Here is a 22157-nt window from a genome sequence, read left to right as displayed (position 1 = left end):
TGCCGGCACCAGCATCGTTCTTGCCCGAAACACCCGCCGAGTTCGTCGGACGCTGAGAGACGAAAGGTCACTCATGCCTCGATCCATGCGTGCGCTCGTAGCCGGAAAGGTCGGCGAGCCTACCGATGTCCTGCGGCTGGAATCCCGGCCTGTTCCCACGCCAAAAGCCGGTCAGGCGTTGATCCGCGTGAAGGCGACTCCGATTCACGCCAGCGATCTGCACGTGCTGCGTGGCCGCTACGGTTTCTCCCCCGAGTTCCCGACTGTTGGGGGGCACATGGAATGCGTGGGCCGCATTGAGGCCCTGGGCCCGGATACCGAGGGACCAAAGATCGGCGAGCGCGTGGTGGCCGTCGCAGTACCGGCGGTACCCGGGCCTCATGTGGCCGGCACTTGGCAGGAATACCTTGCTGCCGATACACGAAGGCTGCTGCCGGTCCCCGACCGTCTGAGCGACTCCACCGCCAGTCAACTCGCTGTCAACCCGTTGACCGCGCTGCTCCTCGTGACTCGCGAACTCGACGTACAGCCGGGTGAATGGTTGTTGCAGACGGCCGCAGGCTCCACCGTCGGTCGGCTCGTCATTCAGCTGTCCAGACATCTGGGTATTCGCACGATCAATGTCGTGCGGCGGCGCGATGCCGTTGAGGAGATCGAAGCGCTTGGTGGTGACGAGGTCATCTGCACTGAGGACGAGGACCTGTTGCGGCGTGTGGCTGAGACAGCGGGACCGGCCGGCGTGCGCAAGGCCATCGACTGTGTCGCGGGCCGCGTGGGTGCCCAGGTATCCCAGGCATTGGCTCCGGGCGGAGAGGTCGTGGTCTACGGCGCCCTCTCCACCCATCGGCAGACTGACCCGGCGGCGCTGACGATCCCGCTGCAGGCACGCTCGGTCATCTACGAGACCAAAGCAGTCCGTGGCTTCTGGCTGAACCGCTGGTTCGGCACTGCCTCACCTGAGGACGCGCTGCGCGCGCTGTCCCAGGTTCGCAGTCTCGTCGCCGATGAAGTGCTGAGCATCCCCCAAGGCCGGCCGTTCCCGCTCGAACGCTTCGCCGAAGCCATTTCGCTCGCCGAAACACCCGCACATGGCACCAAACCACTCTTCGTCTTCGAAGACGGCCGGGACAACGACGACGGGTAGGAAGCGGCCCTGCCGGTGCTGGCGGCAGTGCGGCCCCGACCCTCCATATCCAAGATCGCAGCGACCGGCCCCGGCTAGGGCCGGTCCGGCGGATCATTGCGCCACGGCAGGTGGGTCCCGAGAGAAAGGCCGGCTCGCGCAGGCTGGCCGAGCCTGCCGACACCGCCCGTTGCATCAGCTGGAGCGCGCGCAGTGCACGGCACGGCCGGGCGCTCGGTGATCCGCGTGAGTTGCGAACCAATCCGTCGGATACGGCCGCATCGCCTCCGCGACGTGCGGGTCGATGCGGGTCGACGGGCGTCGTCGCGTTGCAGTTACCGCCTGTGGCGCGACGGTGGCTTCGCCGTCGTTGCCCTGCTCACTGGAGCGCTCACCGCCGACTCCGGCCTCGTCGTGGCGCTGCGCATGTATGAAACGCGTCCACGCGCATGACCTATCGGGTTCGTATGCGCAGTGGGCGAGGACGGGCTTGAAGGGAAGGAGGAGTACCCACTCCTTGCCACTATCAACCTATAGCGCACCGGGGGGCTTGCGGCAAGGCCCCGGGGATGCCGCAGAATCGCTGGCCGTGGCCAGGACCTGCGGAAACAGGAGATTCACCAAGTGCATGCGTTCGACCTGCCCGACCGTCTCTCACTCAAGGCCGACCCGACACTGATCGCCGGCGACGAACGGCACTTCGCGGCCGTCGCGGACAGCCTCGAGCAGGCGATCGCCGAGCTGTCCGACCGTCTCGAAGCCGAGCGCAAGGCGCCCGGAGGCCTCGGCAGGCAGGCGATGGACCGGGACGCGGAGATCCACCGGCTGACCGGCCGTCTGCGCGCCTTGCGCCGTTTCGGTCTCGACCTGTGCCTCGGACACATCGTCAGCGCGGACGACCCCGAGCCCGTGTACATCGGCCGGCTCGGCCTCACCGACAGCACGGGGCGTCGGCTGCTGCTCGACTGGCGCTCCCCCGCGGCCGAGCCGTTCTTCGCGGCGACCCACGCCAACCCGATGGGTCTGGCGAGCCGCCGCAGGTATCGCTGGACGCGTGGCCGGATCAGCGACTACTGGGACGAGGTGTTCGCCGTCGACGGACTGGACGGGCATGCCGCGCTCGACGACCAGTCCGCCTTCATCGCCAGCCTGGGCGGCAACCGTTCGGCCCGGATGCGGGACGTGCTCGCCACCATCCAGGCCGACCAGGACGCCATCATCCGGGCGGGATCCCGCGGCGCTCTCGTCGTCGACGGCGGTCCGGGTACGGGGAAGACCGTCGTGGCCCTGCACCGCTCGGCCTACCTCCTCTACTCCGACCCCCGTGTCGGTCACCGTCGCGGCGGCGTGCTGTTCGTCGGTCCGCATCAGCCTTATCTGGCCTACGTCGCCGACGTCCTGCCCAGCCTCGGAGAGGAGGGCGTGCGGACCTGCACCCTGCGGGACCTGGTCGCCGAGGGCGCCGGAGCCGCGGTCGAGGCCGACCCGGACGTGGCTCGTCTGAAGTCGTCCGCGGACATGGTGAAGGCGATCGAGACCGCCGTCAGGTTCTACGAGGAGCCGCCCGCCGAGGGGATGACGGTCACGACGGACTGGTCCGACATCTGGCTCAGCGCCGACGACTGGGCCGAGGCGTTCCGCGCACCGGGACCGGGCACTGCGCACAATGAGGCGCGCGAGCAGATCTGGGAGGAACTGGTCGCGATCCTGATGGACAAGCACGACGGCGACGACGTCCCGCCCGAGCAGTTCCGGCGGTCGCTGCTGCACGACAGGGAGCTGGTCGACACGCTCGACCGCGCCTGGCCGACGCTCGAAGCGGCTGACCTCGTCGGCGATCTGTGGTCGGTCCCGGCGTATCTGCGGATGTGCGCTCCCTGGCTCGGCCGCGACGACGTGCGGAAGCTGCAGCGCGCGGACGCCCAGGCCTGGACGGTGTCCGACCTGCCGCTGCTGGACGCGGCGCGGCAGCGGCTCGGCGACCCGGAGGCGGCCCGGCGCAAGCGCAGGAACGAGGCCGTCCTCGCCGCCCAGCGCGAGCGCATGGCACAGGTCGTCGGCAACCTGATCGAAGCCGCGGCCGACTCCGGTGCCGACGGTGATGACGGAGAAGGCCTGGTGGTGATGTTGCGTGGTCAGGACGCCCGGGTCAGCCTCGTCGACGAGTCCGAACTGCGCGCCGCCGAACCGGATCTGCTCGCGGGCCCGTTCGCGCACATCGTGGTGGACGAGGCTCAGGAACTGACGGACGCGGAGTGGCAGATGCTGTTGCTCCGCTGCCCGTCCCGCAGCTTCACCATCGTCGGGGACCGTGCCCAGGCCAGGCACGGGTTCACGGAATCGTGGCGGGAACGGCTGGAGCGGATCGGGCTCGACCGCATCGATGTGGCGTCCCTGAGCATCAACTACCGGACGCCGCAGGAGGTCATGGCGGAGGCCGAGCCGGCCATCCGGGCCGTGCTCCCGGACGCCAATGTGCCGGCCTCCGTCCGCACCAACGGCATTCCCGTCGTCCACGGATCCGTCGCGGATCTGGACTCGGTCCTCGGCACATGGCTCGACGCGCAGGCCGAGGGGGTCGCCTGCGTCATCGGCGATCCCACGTTCCGCTCGACATCCCGTGTCCGGTCACTGGCCCCGGAGTTGTCGAAGGGACTCGAGTTCGACCTGGTCGTGCTCATCGACCCGGAGGAATTCGGCAAGGGGATCGAGGGAGCGGTCGACCGGTATGTCGCGATGACCCGGGCGACCCGGCAACTCGTCGTCCTCACCAGCCCCTGACGTCCCGCCGGGACATCTCAACCGGTAGGTCCTTCCAGCCCGCCCATCCAGCGCCGGATCGCCTGTGCCGTGGTCGGAGCGTGTTCCTCGGTCATGGTCCAGTGGTCGCCCGGCACGTCCGCGGTGTCGGACGGCCGCGGCCAGGAAGCCCGCCAGCCCTGGCTCCCTGCCCCACGGCCGCCGTGGGTGCGCAGCTCGGGCGGTTGCTCGGTGGCGCGGACCAGGAGCGTCGGGACGTGGGACGGTTCGGGGCGCCGGCCCCGCAGCATCCGGGAGTAGGCTCCGAGTGCGGCCAGTGCCATGTCGTCCACCGCGGTGTCGAACCTCTCCCCCATGGCCAGAGCCGCGCGGGCGGGCAGGGCGAGCAGCCAGGGCTCGGTCTCCCGCTCGGGAGTCACGTGGTAAGTGTCGAGGAGGACCAGGCCGGCGGGCGGAGTACCGGTGGCCGCGAGCCGCGCGGCCACCGCGTGCGCCGGGTATCCGCCCATCGACCAGCCCAGCAGGACGGGCCGGCGATCACCGAGGTGCTCCCGCAGGGTCGCCACGTGCAGGTCCACCAGCGTCTGCCAGTCGCGTGGCGGCGCGTCGCCGGAGGTGACCGCGGGGTGCCGCATCTCCAGAACGTCCCGGTCGCCGTCGAAGTGGCGTGCGAGCGCGGTGTACCAGGGCCTGCCCAGGGCCGGGGAGAAGCCGGGGAAGCACACCAGGGGCGGCCGGTCGGCGGCGCCCGCCGCCAGCCGGAGTGGGGGCAGGGCGTGCGCGGCGGCGTCCTCGGGGCCGAAGCCGGGGACGGCCAGCGAGGCGGTCACGAGCAGGTGCATCGCCGATACGACGTCGCCGGTCGCGCAGACGCGGCGGTAGAGGGAGGCGAGGGTTTGGGGGGACCGGGCTGTCGCGGGGCGTGGCGGCGCGTCGGCCGCTGCTTCGCGGTGCGGCAGCGCCTGGTGCAGTTCGGCGAGCAGGTGGTTCGCCAGGCGTTCGGCGGTGGGCAGGTCGAAGGTGAGGGTGGCGGGCAGTTCCAGGCCGGTGAGCAGGCCCAGCCGGTTGCGCAGCAGTACCGCGGTGAGGGAGTCGAGGCCGAGCTCGGTGAAGGCGCGGTCGGCCGTCACGGCGGCCGCGCCGGGATGGCCGAGTACGTCGGCCGCTGTTTCCCGGACGAGCGTGAGCAGTGCGGCAGCCCGGTCGTCGGCGGGCAGCCGCGCCAGCCGTTCACGCCACGCTCCGGGCGAGTCCTGCGTGGCCGCCTGGGCGGCTGTCGAGGGCCCGCCGCCGCGGGCCTCCTGCGAGCCGGACGTGCCCAGCAGTCCCCGCAGCGGCGGCGGGACCGGCCGCCGTGCCGTACCGGCCCCGGGTTCCAGGGGCAGCGGTGCGAGGACCGGTTCGCCCGTCTCCAGAGCCGCGTCGAACAGTGCCAGGCCCTCGGCTGGGGTGACGGCGCGCAGCACGCCGTCGCCGGTCCGGCCGGTACGGTCCGCCATCCCCTCGGCTCCCGCCCATGGTCCCCATATCAGGGAGAGCGCGGGCAGTCCGAGGGCCGCCCGGTGCACTGCGAGGGCGTCCAGGAACGCGTTCGCGGCGGCGTAGCCGGCCTGACCGGGGTTGCCGAGCAGACCGGCTGCCGAGGAGTAGAGCACGAACTGTGACAGGGGCAGGTCCCGCGTCAGCTCGTGCAGATGCCAGGCCGCGTCCGCTTTCGGTCGCAGGACGGCCGCGATCCGTTCGGGCGTCTGTGCCTCCAGGACGCCGTCGTCGAGGATCCCCGCCGTGTGCACCACGCCGGTCAGGTCCGCGGCGTGCCGGTCGACCACCTCGGCCAGCGCGGACCGGTCCGCGGCGTCGCAGGCGACCACCTCCACCCGGCCGCCGGCCCGCTCGATCTCCTCCCGCAGCCTTTGCGCACCTGACGACTTGGAGCCGCCGCGACTGGTGAGCACCAGTCGACGGACTCCGTGACGCTCCGTCAAATGGCGGGCCAGCAGCCCACCCAGAGCCCCTGTGCCGCCGGTGATCAGTACGGTGCCGCCCTCCGCGAACCTCGGCGCGCCGGCAGGCACGGTGGCGACTTGGGCCAGCCGGGGCACCAGCACCTTGCCCGCGTGGATGGCGAGTCGGGGCTCACCTGTCGCGATGGCGGCCGCCAGGCGACGCAGCGACTCCGGGCGGCCGTCGACGTCGACGACGGTGATGCGGCCGGGGTACTCCGACTGAGCGCTAAGCGACAGTGCCCGGGCCGCCGCGGCGGGCAGGTTGGGTTCCGGAGTGGTGGCGCCCTGTGTCAGCAGGATCAGACGGGATCCCGGAGCCAGGGCGGGCAGTCGATTGTGCAGCTGTTCCAGGGCGCGCGTGACCAGCTCGCGCGCCTCGGCGGCCGGGTCGGTGGACGGGGCCGGCGAGGTCAAGGACACGACGAGGGCCGGGGTGTCGGCCTCGGGGGAGCCGGTGTCGGCTGCCTGTGCAGCGCGGGCCGGCGTCTCGGGCCGCACGGAGTCGGGCAGCAGAGCGGCCAGGCCGAGGTCGTCCGGGGACGCCACCGCGAGTGCGGGCGTGGACGAAAGGGCCGGGGCGGCCGCGGTCCAGTGCGGGCGGTACAGGGGGCGTGGCTGCGGGAGCCGGCCGGAACCGGTGGTGCCCGGGACCGGTCGGGTGGTCAGCGCCGCCACCCGAAGCACCGGCCTGCCTGCCGGGTCGGAGAGGTCGGCGGCGACCGAGTCCTCCCCGGTGGGGCGCAGCCGGACTCGCAGCGCGGTCACGCCTGCCGCGTGTCGGCTGACACCTCGCCAGACGAACGGCAGCCGGGCCGGGCCGGACTCGCCCGGATCCGCAGGGGCCAGCAGCGGAGCGTGCACGGCGGCGTCGAGCAGCGCGGGATGGACGCCGTACCGCTGTGCCTCTTCCACGGCCGCGTCGGGGAGTTGTACGTCGGCGAGCAGGTCGTCGCCCTGGCGCCACATGGCCCGCACGCATCGCAAGGCCGGACCGTAGGCGTACCCCGCGCCCGCCAGGCGGTCGTAGGCACCCGTGAGGTCGACCGGGACGGCGTCCGGGGGCGGCCAGGACTCGTGGGGGCCGTGGCTCGCGCCGGGATCGGGGTCCGATCGTCCCAGCCGGCCGGTCGCGTGGTGCGTCCACGCACCGAGCGGACCGGAATCCTCGGAGCGGGCGCGGATGTCCACGGTCCGGCGGCCGGACGCGTCAGGCTCACCGAGTGCCACCTGCACCTCGGCACGCTCCCCGGAGCCGGGCCATTGCAACGGCAGCAGCAAGGTCAGCTCCTCCAGGGTCTCAAGGCCGCACGAGGTACCGGCGTGGAGCGCCATCTCGGCCAGGGCGGCGGCGGGCACGAGCGGGTGTCCGGCGACGACGTGGTCGCGCAGCCAGGGCTGGTCGGTGTCCGACAGATGGCCGGTGCAGAGCACGCGGCTCGTGTCCGGGAGGCTCGTCGTCGAGGTCAGCACCGGATGGCCCACGCCGGTCCGTGCGGCGCTCGGCGTGGTGCCGGGAGGTTCGGCCAGCCAGTACCGTTCCCGCTGGAAGGGGTAGGTGGGCAGGTCCACGCGCCGGACACGCCTGCCGGTGTGTCCCCGGTGCACGGCCTCCCAGTCGATCGCGGTGCCGTGCACGTGCAGGAGGCCGAGTGCCGCAAGGACCGTGCCGGGCTCCGGGCGGCCGGGCCGCACGGTCGGGGTGAAGACCAGGTCCCCCGGATCCTGGACCGCGGTCATCGCGGCGGAGGTGAGGTGTGCGCCGGGGCCCACTTCGGCGAAGGCGGTCACACCCGCGCCGACCAGATGGCGTACGGCGTCCGCGAACCGGACCGTCTCACGGGCGTGGCGGACCCAGTAGGCCGCCGAGCGCAGGTCGTCTCCGGTGGCCCGACGCCCGGTCAGTGCGGAGACGATCGGAACGCGGGGCTCATGGTAGGTGGCCCGAGCCGCGGCCCTGCCGAACGCCCCGAGCGCCGGTTCGACGAGCGGTGAGTGGAAGGCATGGCTGGTACGCAGTCGTACGGTACGACGCCCACGGGCCTCGAAGCGTTCGGCCACCGCCGTCACCGCCTGCTCCGCCCCGGAGACGACGACCGACCGCGGGCCGTTCACCGCCGCGATGGCCACCGGCCCGGCCGCCTCCGGCAACTCCGCCAGCGCTGCCGTGGTCTCGTCCTCGGTGGCGTCCAGGGACACCATGGCGCCGTCCGCGGGGAGTTGCCGCATAGCCCGCCCCCGGGCGGCGACCAGGTCGACGGCGTCCCGTTCCGACAGGATCCCGGCCGCATGCGCCGCCGCCAGTTCGCCGACGGAGTGGCCGGCCACGAAGTCCGGCCGCAGACCCCAGGATTCGAGCAGCCGGAACAGGGCGACCTCGAACGAGAACAGGCCGGCCTGTGCGATGTCGGTCCTGTACGGCACATCGGCGGCCGTTGTTCCCGGCTCGTCCCACAAGGCTTCGCGCAGGGGCCGGTCCACGACACCGGCGGAGTCGAAACGGCCGCACAGGGCGTCGAAGGCGTCAGCGAAGACGGGATAGGCGAGGTGCAGTTCCCGGCCCAGGCCCGACCATCCGGCGCCTTGGCCGGTGAAGAGCAGTGCCAGTCGTCCGTCTGTGCGGGCCGGGGGCGGCAGGACTGTCGTCGCCTCGGCCGAGAGGCGGTCCAGTTCGCTGAGCAGGCCCGCGCGGTCCTGGACGGGCACCGCGGCCCGATGGCGGAGAGCGGCGCGGGTGGTGGCGAGCGAGAACGCCACGTCCCGCGGGGGCAGTTCGGGCCGCTCGCGGAGGAAGGCCGCCGTATGCCGTGCCTGGGCGCGCAGCGCCTCGGGGTTCGCGCCGGACAGGAGGAACGGCGGTTCCGGAACGGGCTGTTCGGGTCCCGGGGCCGGGTCCGCGTCCGCCGGGGCCGCTTCCTCGAGGATCAGATGGGCGTTGGTTCCGCCGATGCCGAAGGCGGACACGGCGGCGCGGCGGGGGCTCCCGGGTGCGGGGCGCCACGGCCGCTCCCGGGTGAGCAGCCGTAGTGCGCCCGAGGACCAGTCCACCCCGGGGGACGGCTCATCGGCGTGCAGTGTGCGCGGGAGCAGCCCGTGCCGCATCGCCAGCACGGTCTTGATGACCCCGGCGACACCGGCCGCGGCCTGGGTGTGCCCGATGTTGGACTTCAGCGATCCCAGCCACAGCGGCCGTTCGGCCGGGCGGTCGTGCCCGTACGCGGCCAGCAGCGCCCGTGCTTCGATGGGGTCGCCCAGCGGGGTGCCGGTGCCGTGGGCCTCGACGGCGTCGATGTCGGCAGGGGTGAGCCCGGCGGCGGCCAGGGCGTCCCCGATCACCCGTTCCTGCGCGGGGCCGCTCGGCGCGGTCAGGCCGTTGGACGCGCCGTCGCCGTTGACCGCGGAGCCTCGGAGCACGGCCAGTACCGGATGGCCGTTGCGCCGGGCGTCGGCGAGCCGCTCCAGCAGGACCAGGCCGACGCCCTCGCCCCAGGCGGTGCCGTCTGCCGCGGCCGAGAACGGCTTGCACCGCCCGTCGGGCGCGAGTCCCCGCAGCCTGCTGAACGCGGTGAACGGCACCGGGCTGGCCATGACGGTGGCCCCGCCGGCCACGGCCAGCGAGCACTGGCCCGAGCGCAGTGCCCGGGCCGCCCAGTCCATGGCGACCAGCGACGAGGAGCAGGCCGTGTCCACCGTCACGGCGGGCCCTTCCAGGCCCAGGGTGTAGGCGATGCGCCCGGATGCCACGCTGCCCGCGGAGCCGAGCGCGAGGTGGGCCTCGTGCGCGTGGCCTCCCCGGTGCAGCAGGCGGCCGGCGTAGTCGCCGTGCATGATGCCGACGAAGACTCCGGTGTCGCTGCCGCGCAGGGCGTTCGGGGCGATGCCCGCCCGTTCCACGACCTCCCAGGCGGTCTCCAGCAGCAGCCGCTGCTGCGGGTCGGTGGCCAGCGCCTCCCGGGGGGACATGCCGAAGAAGTCGGCGTCGAAGTCGGCGGCGCGGCGCAGGAAGCCGCCGCGGCGCGTGACCGAGGTGCCCGGCCGGTCCGGGTCGGAGTCGAAAAGACCTGCCAGGTCCCAGCCCCGGTCGGCGGGAAACACGGAGGTCGCGTCCGTGCCGCCCGCGACCAGCCGCCACAGTTCCTCCGGCGTGGCGACGTCGTCCACGAGGCCCGGGTAGCGGCAGGCCATGGCCACGATGGCCACTGGTTCGTCGGGCGGCGGAGTGCCCGCGCGTGTTCCGGACCTGACGCCGTGCACCGGCTCGGAGGGAGCGCCGAGCAGCGCGTCATGGAGGTACTCGGCCACGGCGTCCGGCGTCGGGCGGTCGAACACCAGGGTCGCGGGCAGCTCCAGGCCGGTCAGCGCCCCCAGCCGGTCGCGCAGCAGCACACCCTGCAAGGAGCCGAGTCCCAGGTCGGTGAAGGCCCGGCCCGGCTCGGGGGCGACCCGCTGGTCACCGGAGGTCTCGGCCGCCGCGTCGACGACGAGGCGCTGCACGGCGCGGAGCCGCTCCGGAGCGGGCAGCGCCAGCAGCCGGGCCTGCAGCGCGGCGGAGGCGTTGCCTTTCCCGGTGACGAGCGCCTCGGCCAACTGACGGGCGAGTACGGTCCGTTGGATCTTGCCGGAGGAGGTGCGGGGCACCGGACCGCCCAGGACGATGTCGTCCGGCACCTTGAACGCGGACAGCCGCTCCCGGCACGCGGTTCGCACCCGCGCCGGGTCGACCCCGTCCGGCCCGGGGACGACGAGCGCCACCGGAACCTCCCCCAGCACGTCGTGCGGCCTGCCGACGACCGCGGCGTCCGCGACACCGGGACAGGTCAGCAGCGCCTGCTCCACCTCGACCGGGTTGACGTTCTGCCCGCCACGGATGATCAGGTCGCCCACCCGGCCGGTGACCCTCAGCCCGCCGCCCGGCTCGCGACGGCCGAGGTCGCCCGTGCGGTACCAGCCGTCCCGCAGGACCTGTGCCGTGCTGTCGGGGCGATTGTGGTACCGGATCATCAAGCCGGGGCCACGCACCCAGATCTCGCCCTCGTCACCGTCGGCGGCGCGCTGTCCGGACACCGTGTCGGTCACCCGGACCTCGACTCCGGGCACCGGCTGCGGCACGCGCTCCGGCATCGGCACTTCGAGCCGGTCGACCGCGATCTTTCCACAGGTCTCGGTGCAGCCGTACCCGTCCAGCAGCGGTGCGCCCAGCAACTCTTCCACGTCGGCGCGCAGTTCGGCAGGACAGGGTGCCCCCGCGGTGATGCACAGCCGAAGTCCTCCGGGCGGACGCGGCGCGTCTCGCAGCGCGCTCACCAGCAGGTGATAGGTGGCCGGCACCCCGGCCAGCATGGTGAACGGCCCCTGCAGCGGCTGTCGTTCGAGTGCTTCGACGACGTCCACGCCCCGGTCCAGGAGGTAGGCGCTCGCGCCTGTGGCGACCACCCCGAGGACGCACAGCGAGTACGCGTAGGCGTGGTGCATCGGCAGCGGCCACAGCAGCCGGTCCTTCTCGGACAGGCCGAAGAGCGGCGCATAGGCGGCGGCCGTCGACCACAGCGCGGCCCGCTGGCTCGACACGACACCTTTTCGCTCGCCGGTGGTTCCGGACGTGTAGAGGATCCAGGCCGGTTCGTCGAGGCCGAGATCGTCGCGCGGCGGACCGCCCGGATCGGTCCGGGCGAGTTCCTCGTACGGGACCGTGCCCGCGGGTGCTCCGGCGGGCGGCGTCTCCGCACCGACGAGCACCACGCGCGGCAACGCCTGCCCGGCCGCCACCCGCTGCAACCGATCCGCCTGCGACGCCTCGAGCACGACCGCCGCCGCCCCGCTGTCGCCGAGGACATGAGCCACCTCGGCATCGGTCGCCCCCGGATCCAGTGGGACTCCCACGGCACCGGCGCGCACTGCCGCCAGGCAACTCTCGACCATTTCCACGCGGTTGGGCAGGCAGAACACCACCCGGTCCCCGCGGCGCACGCCCAGCCGTGCGAAATGCCCCGCGATCCGCGCCGTCCGCTCGTCCAGTTCCGCCCAGGTCACGCCGCGACGGGCATCCCGGAAAGCGGTCCTCTCCCCCGCCCGTGCCGCATGCTCCCGGACGATTTCGGCCAACGGACGGACCAGCTCCCCACGAACCCCCGTCATTCCCACCCCTTTTGTGTGCGTTCCCCCGACGCCAACCGACTATAGGCTCACGGACCGCCCGCGGCCGTGAGCGCTGCGCGTGCGCCGTGCCGGCCCGTTCCAGGGGTGATGTGCGTCCGCCCGGCTCCCCGCCTGCCATCCATATATGCATTAATGTGGCTTTTGCAAAGGATCTCCGCGGACGGGAGGGAGTGGGAGACGTGGCGGCCTTGGCACCGCTGCTGGCGGTGTGCGCCGGGTACTTCATGGTGATCCTGGATGTGACCGTCATCAACGTCGCCGTGCCGGTGATCGGCCGGGAACTGCCCGCCTCGCTCACCGGCATCCAATGGATCACCGACGGGTACACCCTGGTCTTCGCCGGGTTCCTGCTGACCGCCGGCGCACTGGGCGACCGGCTGGGGCACCGCCGGGTCTTCTGCCTGGGCGTGACGGTGTTCACGGCGTCCTCGGCCGCCTGCGCGCTCGCGCCGAGTGCCCTCTTCCTGGTGACGGCCCGGCTGGTGGAAGGGCTCGGCGCGGCACTGATCGTGCCGGGTTCGCTGGCCCTGCTCCAGCAGGCCTACCCGTCGCCGCCGGCACGGTCCCGGGCCTTCGGCCTGTGGGGCTCGATGGCGGGTATCGCCGCTTCCGCGGGGCCGCTGCTGGGCGGGCTGCTGGTCTCCACGGTGGGCTGGCGCTGGGTGTTCCTCATCAATCTGCCGGTCGGCGTCGCCTGCCTGGTGCTGACGCTGCGGCATGTGGCGCGCTCGCCCCGGCACTCCGACCGGGCCCTGGACTGGCCTGCGCAGTGCGCGGTCGTGGCGGCGGTGGCGCTGCTGACGGCCGCGCTCAACGAGGCCGGACGGCGGGGCTGGTCCGATCCGGCCGTGCTCGCCGGAGCGGGCCTGGCCGTGCTGGCCGCCGGGGCGTTCGCGCTGCGTGAGCGGCTGGCCCGGTCTCCCGTCCTTCCGCCGGGCTTGCTGCGCTCGCGTGCGATGAGCGGTGGAGCCGTCATCGGCATGCTGTTCAACCTGGGCTTCTACGGCATGGTGTTCACCGCCAGCCTGGAGTTCCAGCACCAGCGCGGTTTCAGCGCCCTGCGCACGGGGGTGGCTCTGTTCCCCGCGGTAGCGATGACCACCTTCGCCTCCGTCCTGTCGGGGCGGCTGTCCCGCCGCACCGGCGATCGTCCGCTGGTGGTCTCCGGCATGCTCCTGGCCGCCCTGGGTCTGGCCGGCTGGGCGGCCGCGGGACCCGAACCCGCCTACGCGCTGCTGGTCGCTCCGATGATGGCCGCGGGGTTCGGTACCTCCTTCGCCCTCACCGGTTCGACCGCCACCATGATGGGTGCGGCCCCCGCGGCGTTCTCAGGGACCGCCTCCGCCCTGTTCAACACGACGCGCCAGATCGGCAGTGCCACCGGTGTGGCACTCGGCGGCAGCCTGCTCGCCACGGCGGGCAGCTACGGCGCCGGGCTGCGCACCAGCATGGCCATCGGCGCGCTCGCCTACCTGACCGCCGCCGGCCTCGCATGGCTCTGCGTACCGGCCGAGCCCAAGACGGCGTAGGACCGCGTGCCGGTCACCGGGCGGTGGAACAGGGGGTCACCGCCGGCTCGAGGTCCGGGTCAACGCGGTGTCGGCCGCGTCCAGGATGTTGCCGAAGGTACCGGCGATGATGGGCCGCATGAGGCGCCTGGTGAGGAACGGTCCGAACAAGGGGACGCTGACCTCGGCGCGGGTGGTCCAGCACACCCGGGTGCCGCCGGCCTCCTCGGTGAACGTCATCCGGCCGAGTTCGTGCCTGGACGGCGGCAGGCTGCGATCGACGACGTACTCGGTGCAATACGGCGCGTCGTAGTGGGTGATGCGCTCCCGGAACCAGCCGATCGCCCACAGGTGACTGCGCACCGCGCCGACGCCGTAGGGCGCGCCCTGGCCCTGCCGGGTCAGGGCGCAGCGCAGCACCAGGGGCGAACCGGTGTAGTTGGTGGTCGCGGTGAGCCAGGCGAACACGTCGTCGATCGGGGCGTCGATGAGCCGCTCAACGGTCACGGTCTCCACGGTCACGGTCCCTTTCTGTCGAGCCGAAGCACTGTGTCGGCACTGCGGAGTTTGTCGGGGTTGCGAATCCCGTAGAGCCCGGTGATCCGTCCCTCGTGGATCTCGAAGGCGAGCAGCCAGTCGAGTTCACCGCCGATGAGGAAGCGTGCCGCGGGCATGCCGTTGTAGGTGGCGTGCTCGACGGGGACGCTCGCGGCGCCGGTGCGTGCCACGCCGAGGGCGAAGCGGGTGACGTCGGCGCGACCGGTGATCGGGTGGCGGGCGGCGGCGACCTTCCCACCGCCGTCGGAGATCGACACCACTTCGGGCGCCAGCAGGTCCATCAGCGCCTGGATGTCACCGGTCGCCGCCGCGCGCAGGAATCGCTGGATGATCTCGCGCGTCGCCCCGGAGTCGGGTTCGAAACGGCGGCGCCGGGCGAGGACATGACGGCGTGCGCGATGGGCCGTCTGCCGGACGGCCACCTCCGTCTTGCCGATCGCGGCGGCGATCTCGCCGTGGGCGTAGCCGAACACCTCGTGCAGGACGAACACCGCGCGCTCGGTGGGGTTCAGCGTCTCCAGGACGAGCAGCACGGCCATCGACACCGACTCGGCCAGCGTCGCGTCGTCGCTCACTTCGGGTGCGGTGCGGATCGGCTCGGGCAGCCAGGTTCCGACGTACTCCTCTCGCCGCGCCCTGACCGCACGCAGGTGGTTGAGACCCTGCCGGGTCACCAGGCGCACCAGATAGGGGCGTGGATGCTCGACCGTGGCGGGATCGACCTGGCTCCAGCGCAGGTAGCTCTCCTGCAACACGTCCTCGGCGTCCGTGGCGCTGCCCAGCATCTCGTAGGCGATGGTGAACAGCAGCGGTCGGTGCTCGGTGAAGGCGTCCTCAGGCATGGCCCGTCTCCCCCGTGAGCGCGCTCGGTGACCCCGGCCTCACACCCGGCTCCTTTCATCGGCTGCCCATGGGGACACGCCGCGCGGGGAATGTGTGACAGTCCGCCGCTGTGATCCGCTTCACAGCGCCGACCGGAGAGCTCCGGTCCGTGGAGACCGGAGTGTCCGGGGTGTGGGCCGGACCGGGTCAGAAGGCCGTGTGGGTGAACCAGCGATCGAGGACCGTGGCCTCTCCGGAGACTTCGAAGGCCGGATCCTGGTACGTCCGCCGCCCGTAGAGAAGCAGCAGGAGATCCGCCGCCTGTCCGCGAACCGCCGTCGTGGGCCGTTCGGACTCGACGTCATCGCCCCCGGCGGGCGGAAGGAGACGGAAGCCGTCCGCGTCCAGCCGGACCCGCCACTCCTCGCCGCTCGCGCCGTCGGAGGCCGCGCACCGGAACGCGATGGTCTCGCCGGCCCCGTTCAGCTTCGTGACGGCCGGGGCGAAGAGCCCCGCATGGCGCAGGTTGACGAGGAATTCGTCCACCCCGTCCGCCGCCAGCTCGGCGTCGATGTCCGGCTCCCTGCCGACGGCGCGCTCCGCGTCCACCCGGTGCACCAGCGTCTCGAACAGCATCCGGCGGGCCCAGAAGCGCGCGTGCTGGTCCTCACCCCAGGCCCACATCGCGGCCTGAGGGTCCGTGGCCCGCAGCACGGCCGCCACCTGGGGTACGCCCGCTGCCACCCAGTCGGCATACTCCCGCGCCGTCTCCGGCAGCCCCAGCTCCACGTCCCGGCTGCGCGGGGGCTCCTGCACCAGCTGGGTCAGCAGCACCGAGAACCAGCGCTGCAGCGCTCCCACATGGCGGGTGAGATCGGCCAGGGTCCAATCCGGGCAGCAGGGCACCGCAGCCGCCGGGTCGGCTCCCGACACCGCTTCGGCGAAGCGCAGCGTCTCGCGTTCGATCGCCTGCCGGTACGTGTCGTAAGGCAGAGGATGCCCCGCCCTGCTCGTCTTGCCCATGTGCTCCCACCAATCTGTGCCAGGGGCGGACGCCCCTTCACGATCAGTGTGGATGTTGGAGTGCACTCGAACACAAATCCCGGTGACACCCTCGCCCGCGTGTACCAGTGAAGGACCTCGCGGTTCCGCCGGCGAGCGGAACCGCGAGCCCTGCGCTGGGTGCGGGCGACGGGGTCGCTTCGGGCGGGGCATCAGGCCGGTGGCAGCGTCCACTTCTGCGCCGCGGTCCCGTTGCAGGTGTAGATCTGAAGCCGTGTGCCCTGCGTCGTGGAGGAGTTGGGATCGTCCAGGCAGAGCCCGGAGTGCGGGTTCGTCAGTGAGCCGTCGGCGCCCGCCGTCCATTGCTGGGCGCCGGTGCCGTTGCAGGTGTAGAGCTGGACGAGCGTTCCGTCGGTCGTGCCGCTGTTCGTCACGTCGAGGCACTTGCCGAGGGTGCGCAGGGTGCCGTCGGTCGCGACCGTCCAGTCCTGGGCGTAGGTGCCGTTGCAGGCCCACAGACGGACGGCGGTGTGATCGGCGGTGCCGGAGCCCGCGTCGTCGACGCACTGCGCCGAGTCCACGCCCGCCTTGACGGGACCCACGCGCGGTTTGGGCGGGGCGGCCGTGTCACCGGGGTAGGAGGGCGGGGCGGCCGAAGCCTGGGTCGCCCAGCCGGTGTTGGGGCTGGTGCCGAGCGTGTAGGACAGCGTGCCTCCGGAGGTGATCGCGGTCGTGGGCGCGTAGGCGTTGTTCCACGCGGACCCGTTGAACGTAGCGGACTGGACATAGGGTGCGTCGTCCGCGGCGCCGTCGCCGTTGATCGTCAGGGTCTTCCCGGACGGCAGGGTGATCACCGCCTGGGAGAACAGGGGCGAGCCGAGGGCGAGATCGGAGGTGCCGGGGGTCATCGGATACATGCCCAGCGCGGACCACACGTACCACGCGCTCATCTCACCGAGATCGTCGTTGCCGTCGGCGAGGCCCTCGGGGGTGTCGGACCAGATCTCGTCCTGGATCGAGCGTACGGTGGCCTGCGTCTTGTAGGGCTCGCCGATGTAGTCGTACTCCCAGGGCAGTTCGACGCTCGGCTCGTTGCCGACCCAGGCGTAGCCGTTGGCGCCGGTGTAGCTGCGCAGCACGGTGTCGAGGTAGTCGTTCATCGCCTTGTCGCCGCCCTTTGCGGTGGCCAGTCCGGCCACGTTGAAGGGCACCATGCCCGAGTAGATCCATGAGTCGGCCTCCACCATGTCGGTGCCGCTGGTGGGGGAGAATCCACTGGTCCAGGAGCCGTTGGCGTTGCGGGGCTGGACGAAGCCGGAGTCCGGGTTCAGCACATTGCGCCAGTCCTGGGCACGATGGGCGTACGTCTGCCGACTGCGGGTGTCGCCGAGGGCGCCGGCGAAGGCGGAGAGGGCGAAGTCGGCGGTGTCGTATTCCAGGGTCGTGGCGACCGGGCCGTAGAAGTTGCAGCAGCCGTAGCTGCCGTCGTGGGGTTCGTAGCCCGGGGTGTCCAGGTAGTTCAGGCCCGGCCGGTCGTTGTTCGTGGTGCTCGCCTGTTTCAGCAGGCCGGACAGCGCCTTGGAGGTGTCGAAGTCCCGGGCGCCGAAAGCGTGGTAGTCGGCGATGATCGCCGCAGCCGGGTCGCCGACCATGACGTACGATTCGCCGTTGTTCTCCGACCACTTGGGGAAGATGCCGGTCTGGGCGTAGTCGTCGGTCATCGACTGCGCGGTGTCGGACGCGGCCTCGGGGCTCACCAGCGCTTCGAGCTGGGCCTGGGAGCGGTAGATGTCCCAGCCGGAGTAGTTGGCGTAGGCGGCATGGTGTCCTGTGTCGACCTGGTGCGTCGTGCCGTCGAATCCGTAGTACTGGCCGTTGGTGTCGCTGATGACGTTCGGGTGCAGCAGCGAGTGGTAGAGCGCCGTGTAGAAGATCCGCTGCTGGTCCGCCGCGCCGCCGGCGATCCGTACCTTGCCGAGTGCCGTGTCCCATGCCTGGTGGGCCTTGGCGCGGACGCCGTCGAAGTCCCACCCGGCGTTCTCGGCGCTCCGGTTGGCGACCGCGTTCGCCACGGAGACGTAGGAGATGCCGACCTTGGCCTGGACGACCGGGTGCGTGGTGGTGTCGAAGGTGACATGCGCGTTCGCGGCGGCGTCCGGCGCCGCCCTGCCTGCGGGCGCCTTCGGCATCACACCGTGAAGCCGCGGTCTGTTCGGCTCCTCCGGAGCGTTCTGGCCGGCGCGTTCGGGTGACGGTTCGGGCTTCGTCGCGTGGGCGAGCGTACTGCCGCTGGAGGCGATGGGCCGGTCGAAGACCATGTCGAAGTAGACGGTGTAGGTGTTCCGGGCGCCGCAGAATCTTCCGCTGGTGACCTGACCGCTGACCTCGGTGCCGGAGACGACGTCGAACTGGGTGGAAGTGCCACTGTTCTGACTGCTGGTCAGCTTGAAGACCAAGTTGGCCTGAGAGGTCGGGGGGAAGGTGAAGCGTGCCATGCCGCTGCGCGTGGTGGTGGTGAGCTCGGTGGTCACCTTGTTGTCGAGCGCGACCTTGTAGGAACCCGCCTGCGCGGATTCGCCTGCGTGCGAGAAGGAGGCCGTCGCCGTGTTGTCGACGGCACCCACCGTGGGCAGTACCGGCACGTCACCGGCGGCCCCGCAGCCCGGTCCCGCGATGTGGGTGAGGCTGAATCCGGTGATCGACGAGTCCTTGTACTCGTACCCGCCACCGGGCGGACGCGATGAAGTGTCCGGGCTCCACTGCACCATGCCGAACGGGACGTCCGCGCCCGGGAAGTCGTTCGCGTCGTTCGTGGTGCCGATGAAGGGGTCGACCAGATCAGCCGGCGAGGACACGAGTTTCGCCGCTCTCGCCGGCACCGGGTGCGCGGCCCAGGCGACGGGCGCGGGTAACCCGTACGCGCCCAGCAGAACGGCGCCGGCGCCGACGCCCAGAGCGAGCCGGATCGGGCGGCCGCGGACCGTTCGTCCGTGTGGGCCGCGACGGCGGCCGCCGGCCGGAATCAGAGACATCGGACTACCTCCTGGGGGTACGCGTTTCGGGAGCACGGCGAGCCGGACGAGGCAGCGCGACCCGGTGCGCGGGGATGACGGGGCCCGTCAGGTCACGGAGTTGTGGTCCGGCCGGGGGCCGGAGGTGCCACAGGTCCGGCATGCGGTGCGGGTCAGCGGTGCATGCGGGCGACAACGTTGTCCCCGGAGTCGCGGGACCCGGAGGGACGGCTTCACTGCGAGTGCGATGCCAATGGGAGCCAGGGCGCGATGAGTTGGGGCGGGCTCGGGGCGCGGCCGCGCCCCGATGCCGGTTCGACCGCGGACCGCGACGGCGAGGCCGTGTGCGCGAGATCGCCGACCACGCAATGACTCAACTCGAGATCACCGCCTTGACAACGTTGTCTCACAGTGAACGGACGTCTCCGCCGGACGACGGTCCGACTCGGAGCACTGGGGCAACGTATCCATCGGTCGTGCACACGTCAATACACCGGCTGTTCCGCTCCCGTGCGCACGGGAAGACCACCCACTCATCACCGCGACGGCTGCGGACAGTTGAGACAAGGCGCGGCTTCCCGCCATGGCGCACGCTCCGTCGGTCACGCAGACCGAGGGACTCGCGGGCGCACGCGGAGCAGGCGTGAGGACGGCACCTCGTCGGGCGCGTGGGCCGCAGACGTCACCGCCGCTGCCGCTCCCCCGGCGCCGAACCGGCGGGCAGCGGGCGTGCGCTACTCAGCGGTCGCGGCCCGTGTGACGTCGTGAGCGCGGGCGGGCAGCGGCTGTTCCGTCCAGATCGTTTTCCCGGGTGTCGTGTAGCGCGTGCCCCAGCGCTGTGCGAGCTGTGCAACCAGGAACAGCCCGCGGCCGCCTTCGTCGGAGGACCGGGCGCGCCTCAGCCGCGGGGAGGTGTTGCTCGCATCGGACACCTCGCAGATGAGGGTCCGATCGTGAATCAGCCGGAGGCCGATGGGGCCGTGAGCGTGTTTCATCGCGTTGGTGACCAGTTCGCTGACGATCAGCTCCGTGGTGAAGGCGATGTCGTCCAGGTTCCACCGGGCGAGTTGTGCCACCACCTCGCTGCGGGCTTCGGCGACCGAGGAGGGAGTCGAGGGGATGTCCCAGGTGGCCACTCGGTCGCAGTCCAGGCCGCGGGTGCGCACCACGAGGCACGCCACGTCGTCGCGCGGACGGTCGGGAAGGAGCGTACGGACCATCGTGTCGCAGATCTCCTCGAGCGGCCGGTCGGGGTGGGCCAGCGCGAAGCACAGGCGCTCCAGGCCGGCATCGACGTCGTGGTCGGACGCCTCGATCAGCCCGTCGGTGAACAAGGCCATGACGCTTCCCTCCTCCACGTCGAACTCGACCGACTCGAAGGGGAAACCACCGAGTCCGAGGGGAGGACCGGCCGGGACATCGAGGATTTCGACGGGCTCGCTCTGGTGCGCGAGTCCCGGGCTGGGATGTCCGGCCCGGGCGACGGACAGCTTGCGCCCGATGGGGTCGTACACGGCGTAGACGCAGGTCGCGCCGATGACCACACCGTCCGAGGCCGCCTCGGCCTCCTCCGACAGCCGCAGGACCAGGTCGTCCACGTGGGTCAGCAGTTCTTCGGGCGGCAGGTCCATGTCGGCGAGCGTCTGCACGGCCGCGCGCAGCCGGCCCATGCTCGCCGCCGCGTGGATGCCGTGCCCGACGACGTCCCCCACCACCAGCGCGACGCGCGCACCGGAAAGAGGGATGACATCGAACCAGTCCCCGCCCACCCCGGCCTCGGCATCCGCCGGCAGATACCGATAGGCGACCTCGACGGCGCTGAGGTCCGGCAGCGCAGGGGGCAGCAGACTGGTCTGTAGCGCGAGCGCCGCGCTGTGCTCACGGGCGAAGCGCCTGGCGTTGTCGACACAGACCGCCGCCCTGCCGGACAGTTCCTCGACGAGGAGCTGATCGTCCTCGTCGAAGGCGTCCGGGTTCTCCCAGCGGAGCATCGTGACCACGCCCGCGGTCACACCCCGCGCGCGCAGCGGCACGACCATGTGCGAATGGACGCCGATGCGGCGGAACGCGTCCAGGCGAAGCGGATCCCCGTCGAGCCAGGCGGTCGACGCCGAGACGTCCGCGTCCCGCACGGACAGGCCTGTTGCCAGGCAGCGGCTCTGCGGGGACTGTGCCGGATAGTGGGTCGGCGCGCCGATCGCGACGACCGCCTCGGGGTCGTCGGAGCGGATCGACAGGTGAGCGGCGCGGTAGAGACCGCCTTGGCCCTTGCGCGGACGTGTGGCCAGATCTTCCGGAGGCCGTACGCCGTCGACCAGGTCCACCGCCACGAAGTCGGCGAACTGGGGCACCAGAACCTCGGCGAGCTCCTCGACGGTACGCCCGAGCTCCAGCGTCGTACCGATGCGTTCGCCGGCCTCGTTCACCAGCACCAGCCGCCTGCGGCCCTTGTCGCGCTCGCGGTCGATGAAGTCCATGGCGGTCTGGCACACGCCCAGGGTGGCCCCCGTCCGGGCCCGCAGCGGGAAGGACGTGCGCAGCCTGAGGTGCTCCGCGTTCACCTGGCCGGTCACTCCGGGCTGGGGTGCCTCGTGTTCGACGGCCGACAGGACCTCCCCGGTCGCCAGCGCCCGTCCGGCCTGTCGCTCGATGGCCGGAAGCCCTCCGCGGTGCCGCTCCGGCACGGCAGCGCTCTCCTCGGCCGGCAGGCCCTCCATGGTGGCCAGCGCCTCGTTGCACCACTCGCACCGCAGCTGGGTGTCGAGCACGGCGATGCCGATCGGTGACTGGGTCAGCAGGCCCTGCATCGTCGCCTGGCCCAGTTCCCATCGCTGCAGCGCGGCGGCGCTGCACAGGGCGGCGATCCAGCCGCCGCGCCCGCAGGGCACCCGCAGGGCTCGTACCCGCAGTCCGAGTTCCACGCTGTGACCGCCGTGGTGGCGGACCGAGATCCGGCCCTCCCAGCTGTCGGCCACCAGCCGTCCTTCGACCAGGGCCGCGAGTCCGTCCTGGCTGTCCAGCACGGCCGAGGCCGGGTGGCCGAGTACGTCCGCCGAGCTGTAGCCGAGCAGCTTCTCGGCTTCCGCGCTCCAGCATTCGATCAGCCCGGCCGCGTCCACCATCACCAGCGCGGCGGTAGCGAAGTCGAACGGATCGACCACGCCGTCGGCCACGCCGTCGCCGTATGGCAGGCCCCACACGCCCATGATCCGGT

General features: G+C 71.9%; 9 protein-coding genes. 3 read left to right on the top strand and 6 right to left on the bottom strand.

Annotation, left to right across the window (positions count from 1 at the left end):
- Positions 1-85 precede the first annotated feature (85 nt).
- Both AVL59_RS19905 and helR read left to right on the top strand, forming a co-directional pair.
- Positions 86-1144, top strand: a complete 1059-nt coding sequence (locus AVL59_RS19905) for a zinc-dependent alcohol dehydrogenase family protein (protein WP_067306233.1) — start codon at positions 86-88, stop codon at positions 1142-1144.
- A gap of 603 nt (positions 1145-1747) precedes the next feature.
- Entirely contained in the window at positions 1748-3904 is a 2157-nt protein-coding gene (gene helR, locus AVL59_RS19900; RefSeq protein WP_372450428.1) for an RNA polymerase recycling motor ATPase HelR, read from the top strand.
- Positions 3905-3921: 17 nt separating this feature from the next.
- Here helR and AVL59_RS19895 read toward each other — a convergent pair whose 3' ends face one another.
- A complete protein-coding gene (locus AVL59_RS19895) occupies positions 3922-11916 on the bottom strand; it encodes a type I polyketide synthase (RefSeq protein WP_472573242.1) in 7995 nt (2664 codons plus the stop codon).
- A 314-nt stretch (positions 11917-12230) separates the two neighbouring features.
- Between AVL59_RS19895 and AVL59_RS19890 the strand changes: the two genes are divergently transcribed.
- The gene (locus AVL59_RS19890) at positions 12231-13571 is read left to right on the top strand and encodes an MFS transporter (RefSeq protein WP_067317525.1); all 1341 of its coding nucleotides are present in this window, start codon (positions 12231-12233) and stop codon (positions 13569-13571) included.
- Between the two features lie 36 nt (positions 13572-13607).
- Here the strand turns inward: AVL59_RS19890 and AVL59_RS19885 are convergent, their stop codons facing one another.
- From AVL59_RS19885 to AVL59_RS19865, 5 genes are all read right to left on the bottom strand, one after another.
- The gene (locus AVL59_RS19885) at positions 13608-14066 is read right to left on the bottom strand and encodes an SRPBCC family protein (protein WP_067317523.1); all 459 of its coding nucleotides are present in this window, start codon (positions 14064-14066) and stop codon (positions 13608-13610) included.
- Between the two features lie 2 nt (positions 14067-14068).
- Positions 14069-14950: an RNA polymerase sigma-70 factor gene (locus tag AVL59_RS19880; RefSeq protein ID WP_067306225.1), complete on the bottom strand. Its 882-nt coding sequence runs from the start codon at positions 14948-14950 to the stop codon at positions 14069-14071.
- A 187-nt stretch (positions 14951-15137) separates the two neighbouring features.
- Positions 15138-15953 (bottom strand): maleylpyruvate isomerase family mycothiol-dependent enzyme, encoded by an 816-nt coding sequence (locus tag AVL59_RS19875; protein WP_067306223.1) that lies wholly within the window; start codon positions 15951-15953, stop codon positions 15138-15140.
- Positions 15954-16144: 191 nt separating this feature from the next.
- Positions 16145-18964 (bottom strand): lectin, encoded by a 2820-nt coding sequence (locus tag AVL59_RS19870; RefSeq protein WP_079146807.1) that lies wholly within the window; start codon positions 18962-18964, stop codon positions 16145-16147.
- A gap of 713 nt (positions 18965-19677) precedes the next feature.
- Positions 19678-22149, bottom strand: a complete 2472-nt coding sequence (locus AVL59_RS19865; RefSeq protein WP_237281562.1) for an ATP-binding SpoIIE family protein phosphatase — start codon at positions 22147-22149, stop codon at positions 19678-19680.
- Positions 22150-22157 lie beyond the last annotated feature (8 nt).

It is taken from the genome of Streptomyces griseochromogenes, from assembly GCF_001542625.1.
In the GTDB taxonomy this organism is placed as follows: Bacteria; Actinomycetota; Actinomycetes; order Streptomycetales; family Streptomycetaceae; genus Streptomyces; species Streptomyces griseochromogenes.
The sequence above is the reverse complement of the archived record's forward strand: the minus strand, read 5'-3'. Positions and strand labels throughout refer to the sequence as shown.

Excerpts from the sequence above, each read along its gene's own strand:
- AVL59_RS19905 (WP_067306233.1), top strand. The coding sequence starts at position 86 with ATGCGTGCGCTCGTAGCCGGAAAGGTCGGCGAGCCTACCGATGTCCTG.
- AVL59_RS19880 (WP_067306225.1), bottom strand. The coding sequence starts at position 14,950 with ATGCCTGAGGACGCCTTCACCGAGCACCGACCGCTGCTGTTCACCATC.
- AVL59_RS19875 (WP_067306223.1), bottom strand. The coding sequence starts at position 15,953 with ATGGGCAAGACGAGCAGGGCGGGGCATCCTCTGCCTTACGACACGTAC.
- AVL59_RS19870 (WP_079146807.1), bottom strand. The coding sequence starts at position 18,964 with ATGTCTCTGATTCCGGCCGGCGGCCGCCGTCGCGGCCCACACGGACGA.
- AVL59_RS19865 (WP_237281562.1), bottom strand. The coding sequence starts at position 22,149 with ATGGGCGTGTGGGGCCTGCCATACGGCGACGGCGTGGCCGACGGCGTG.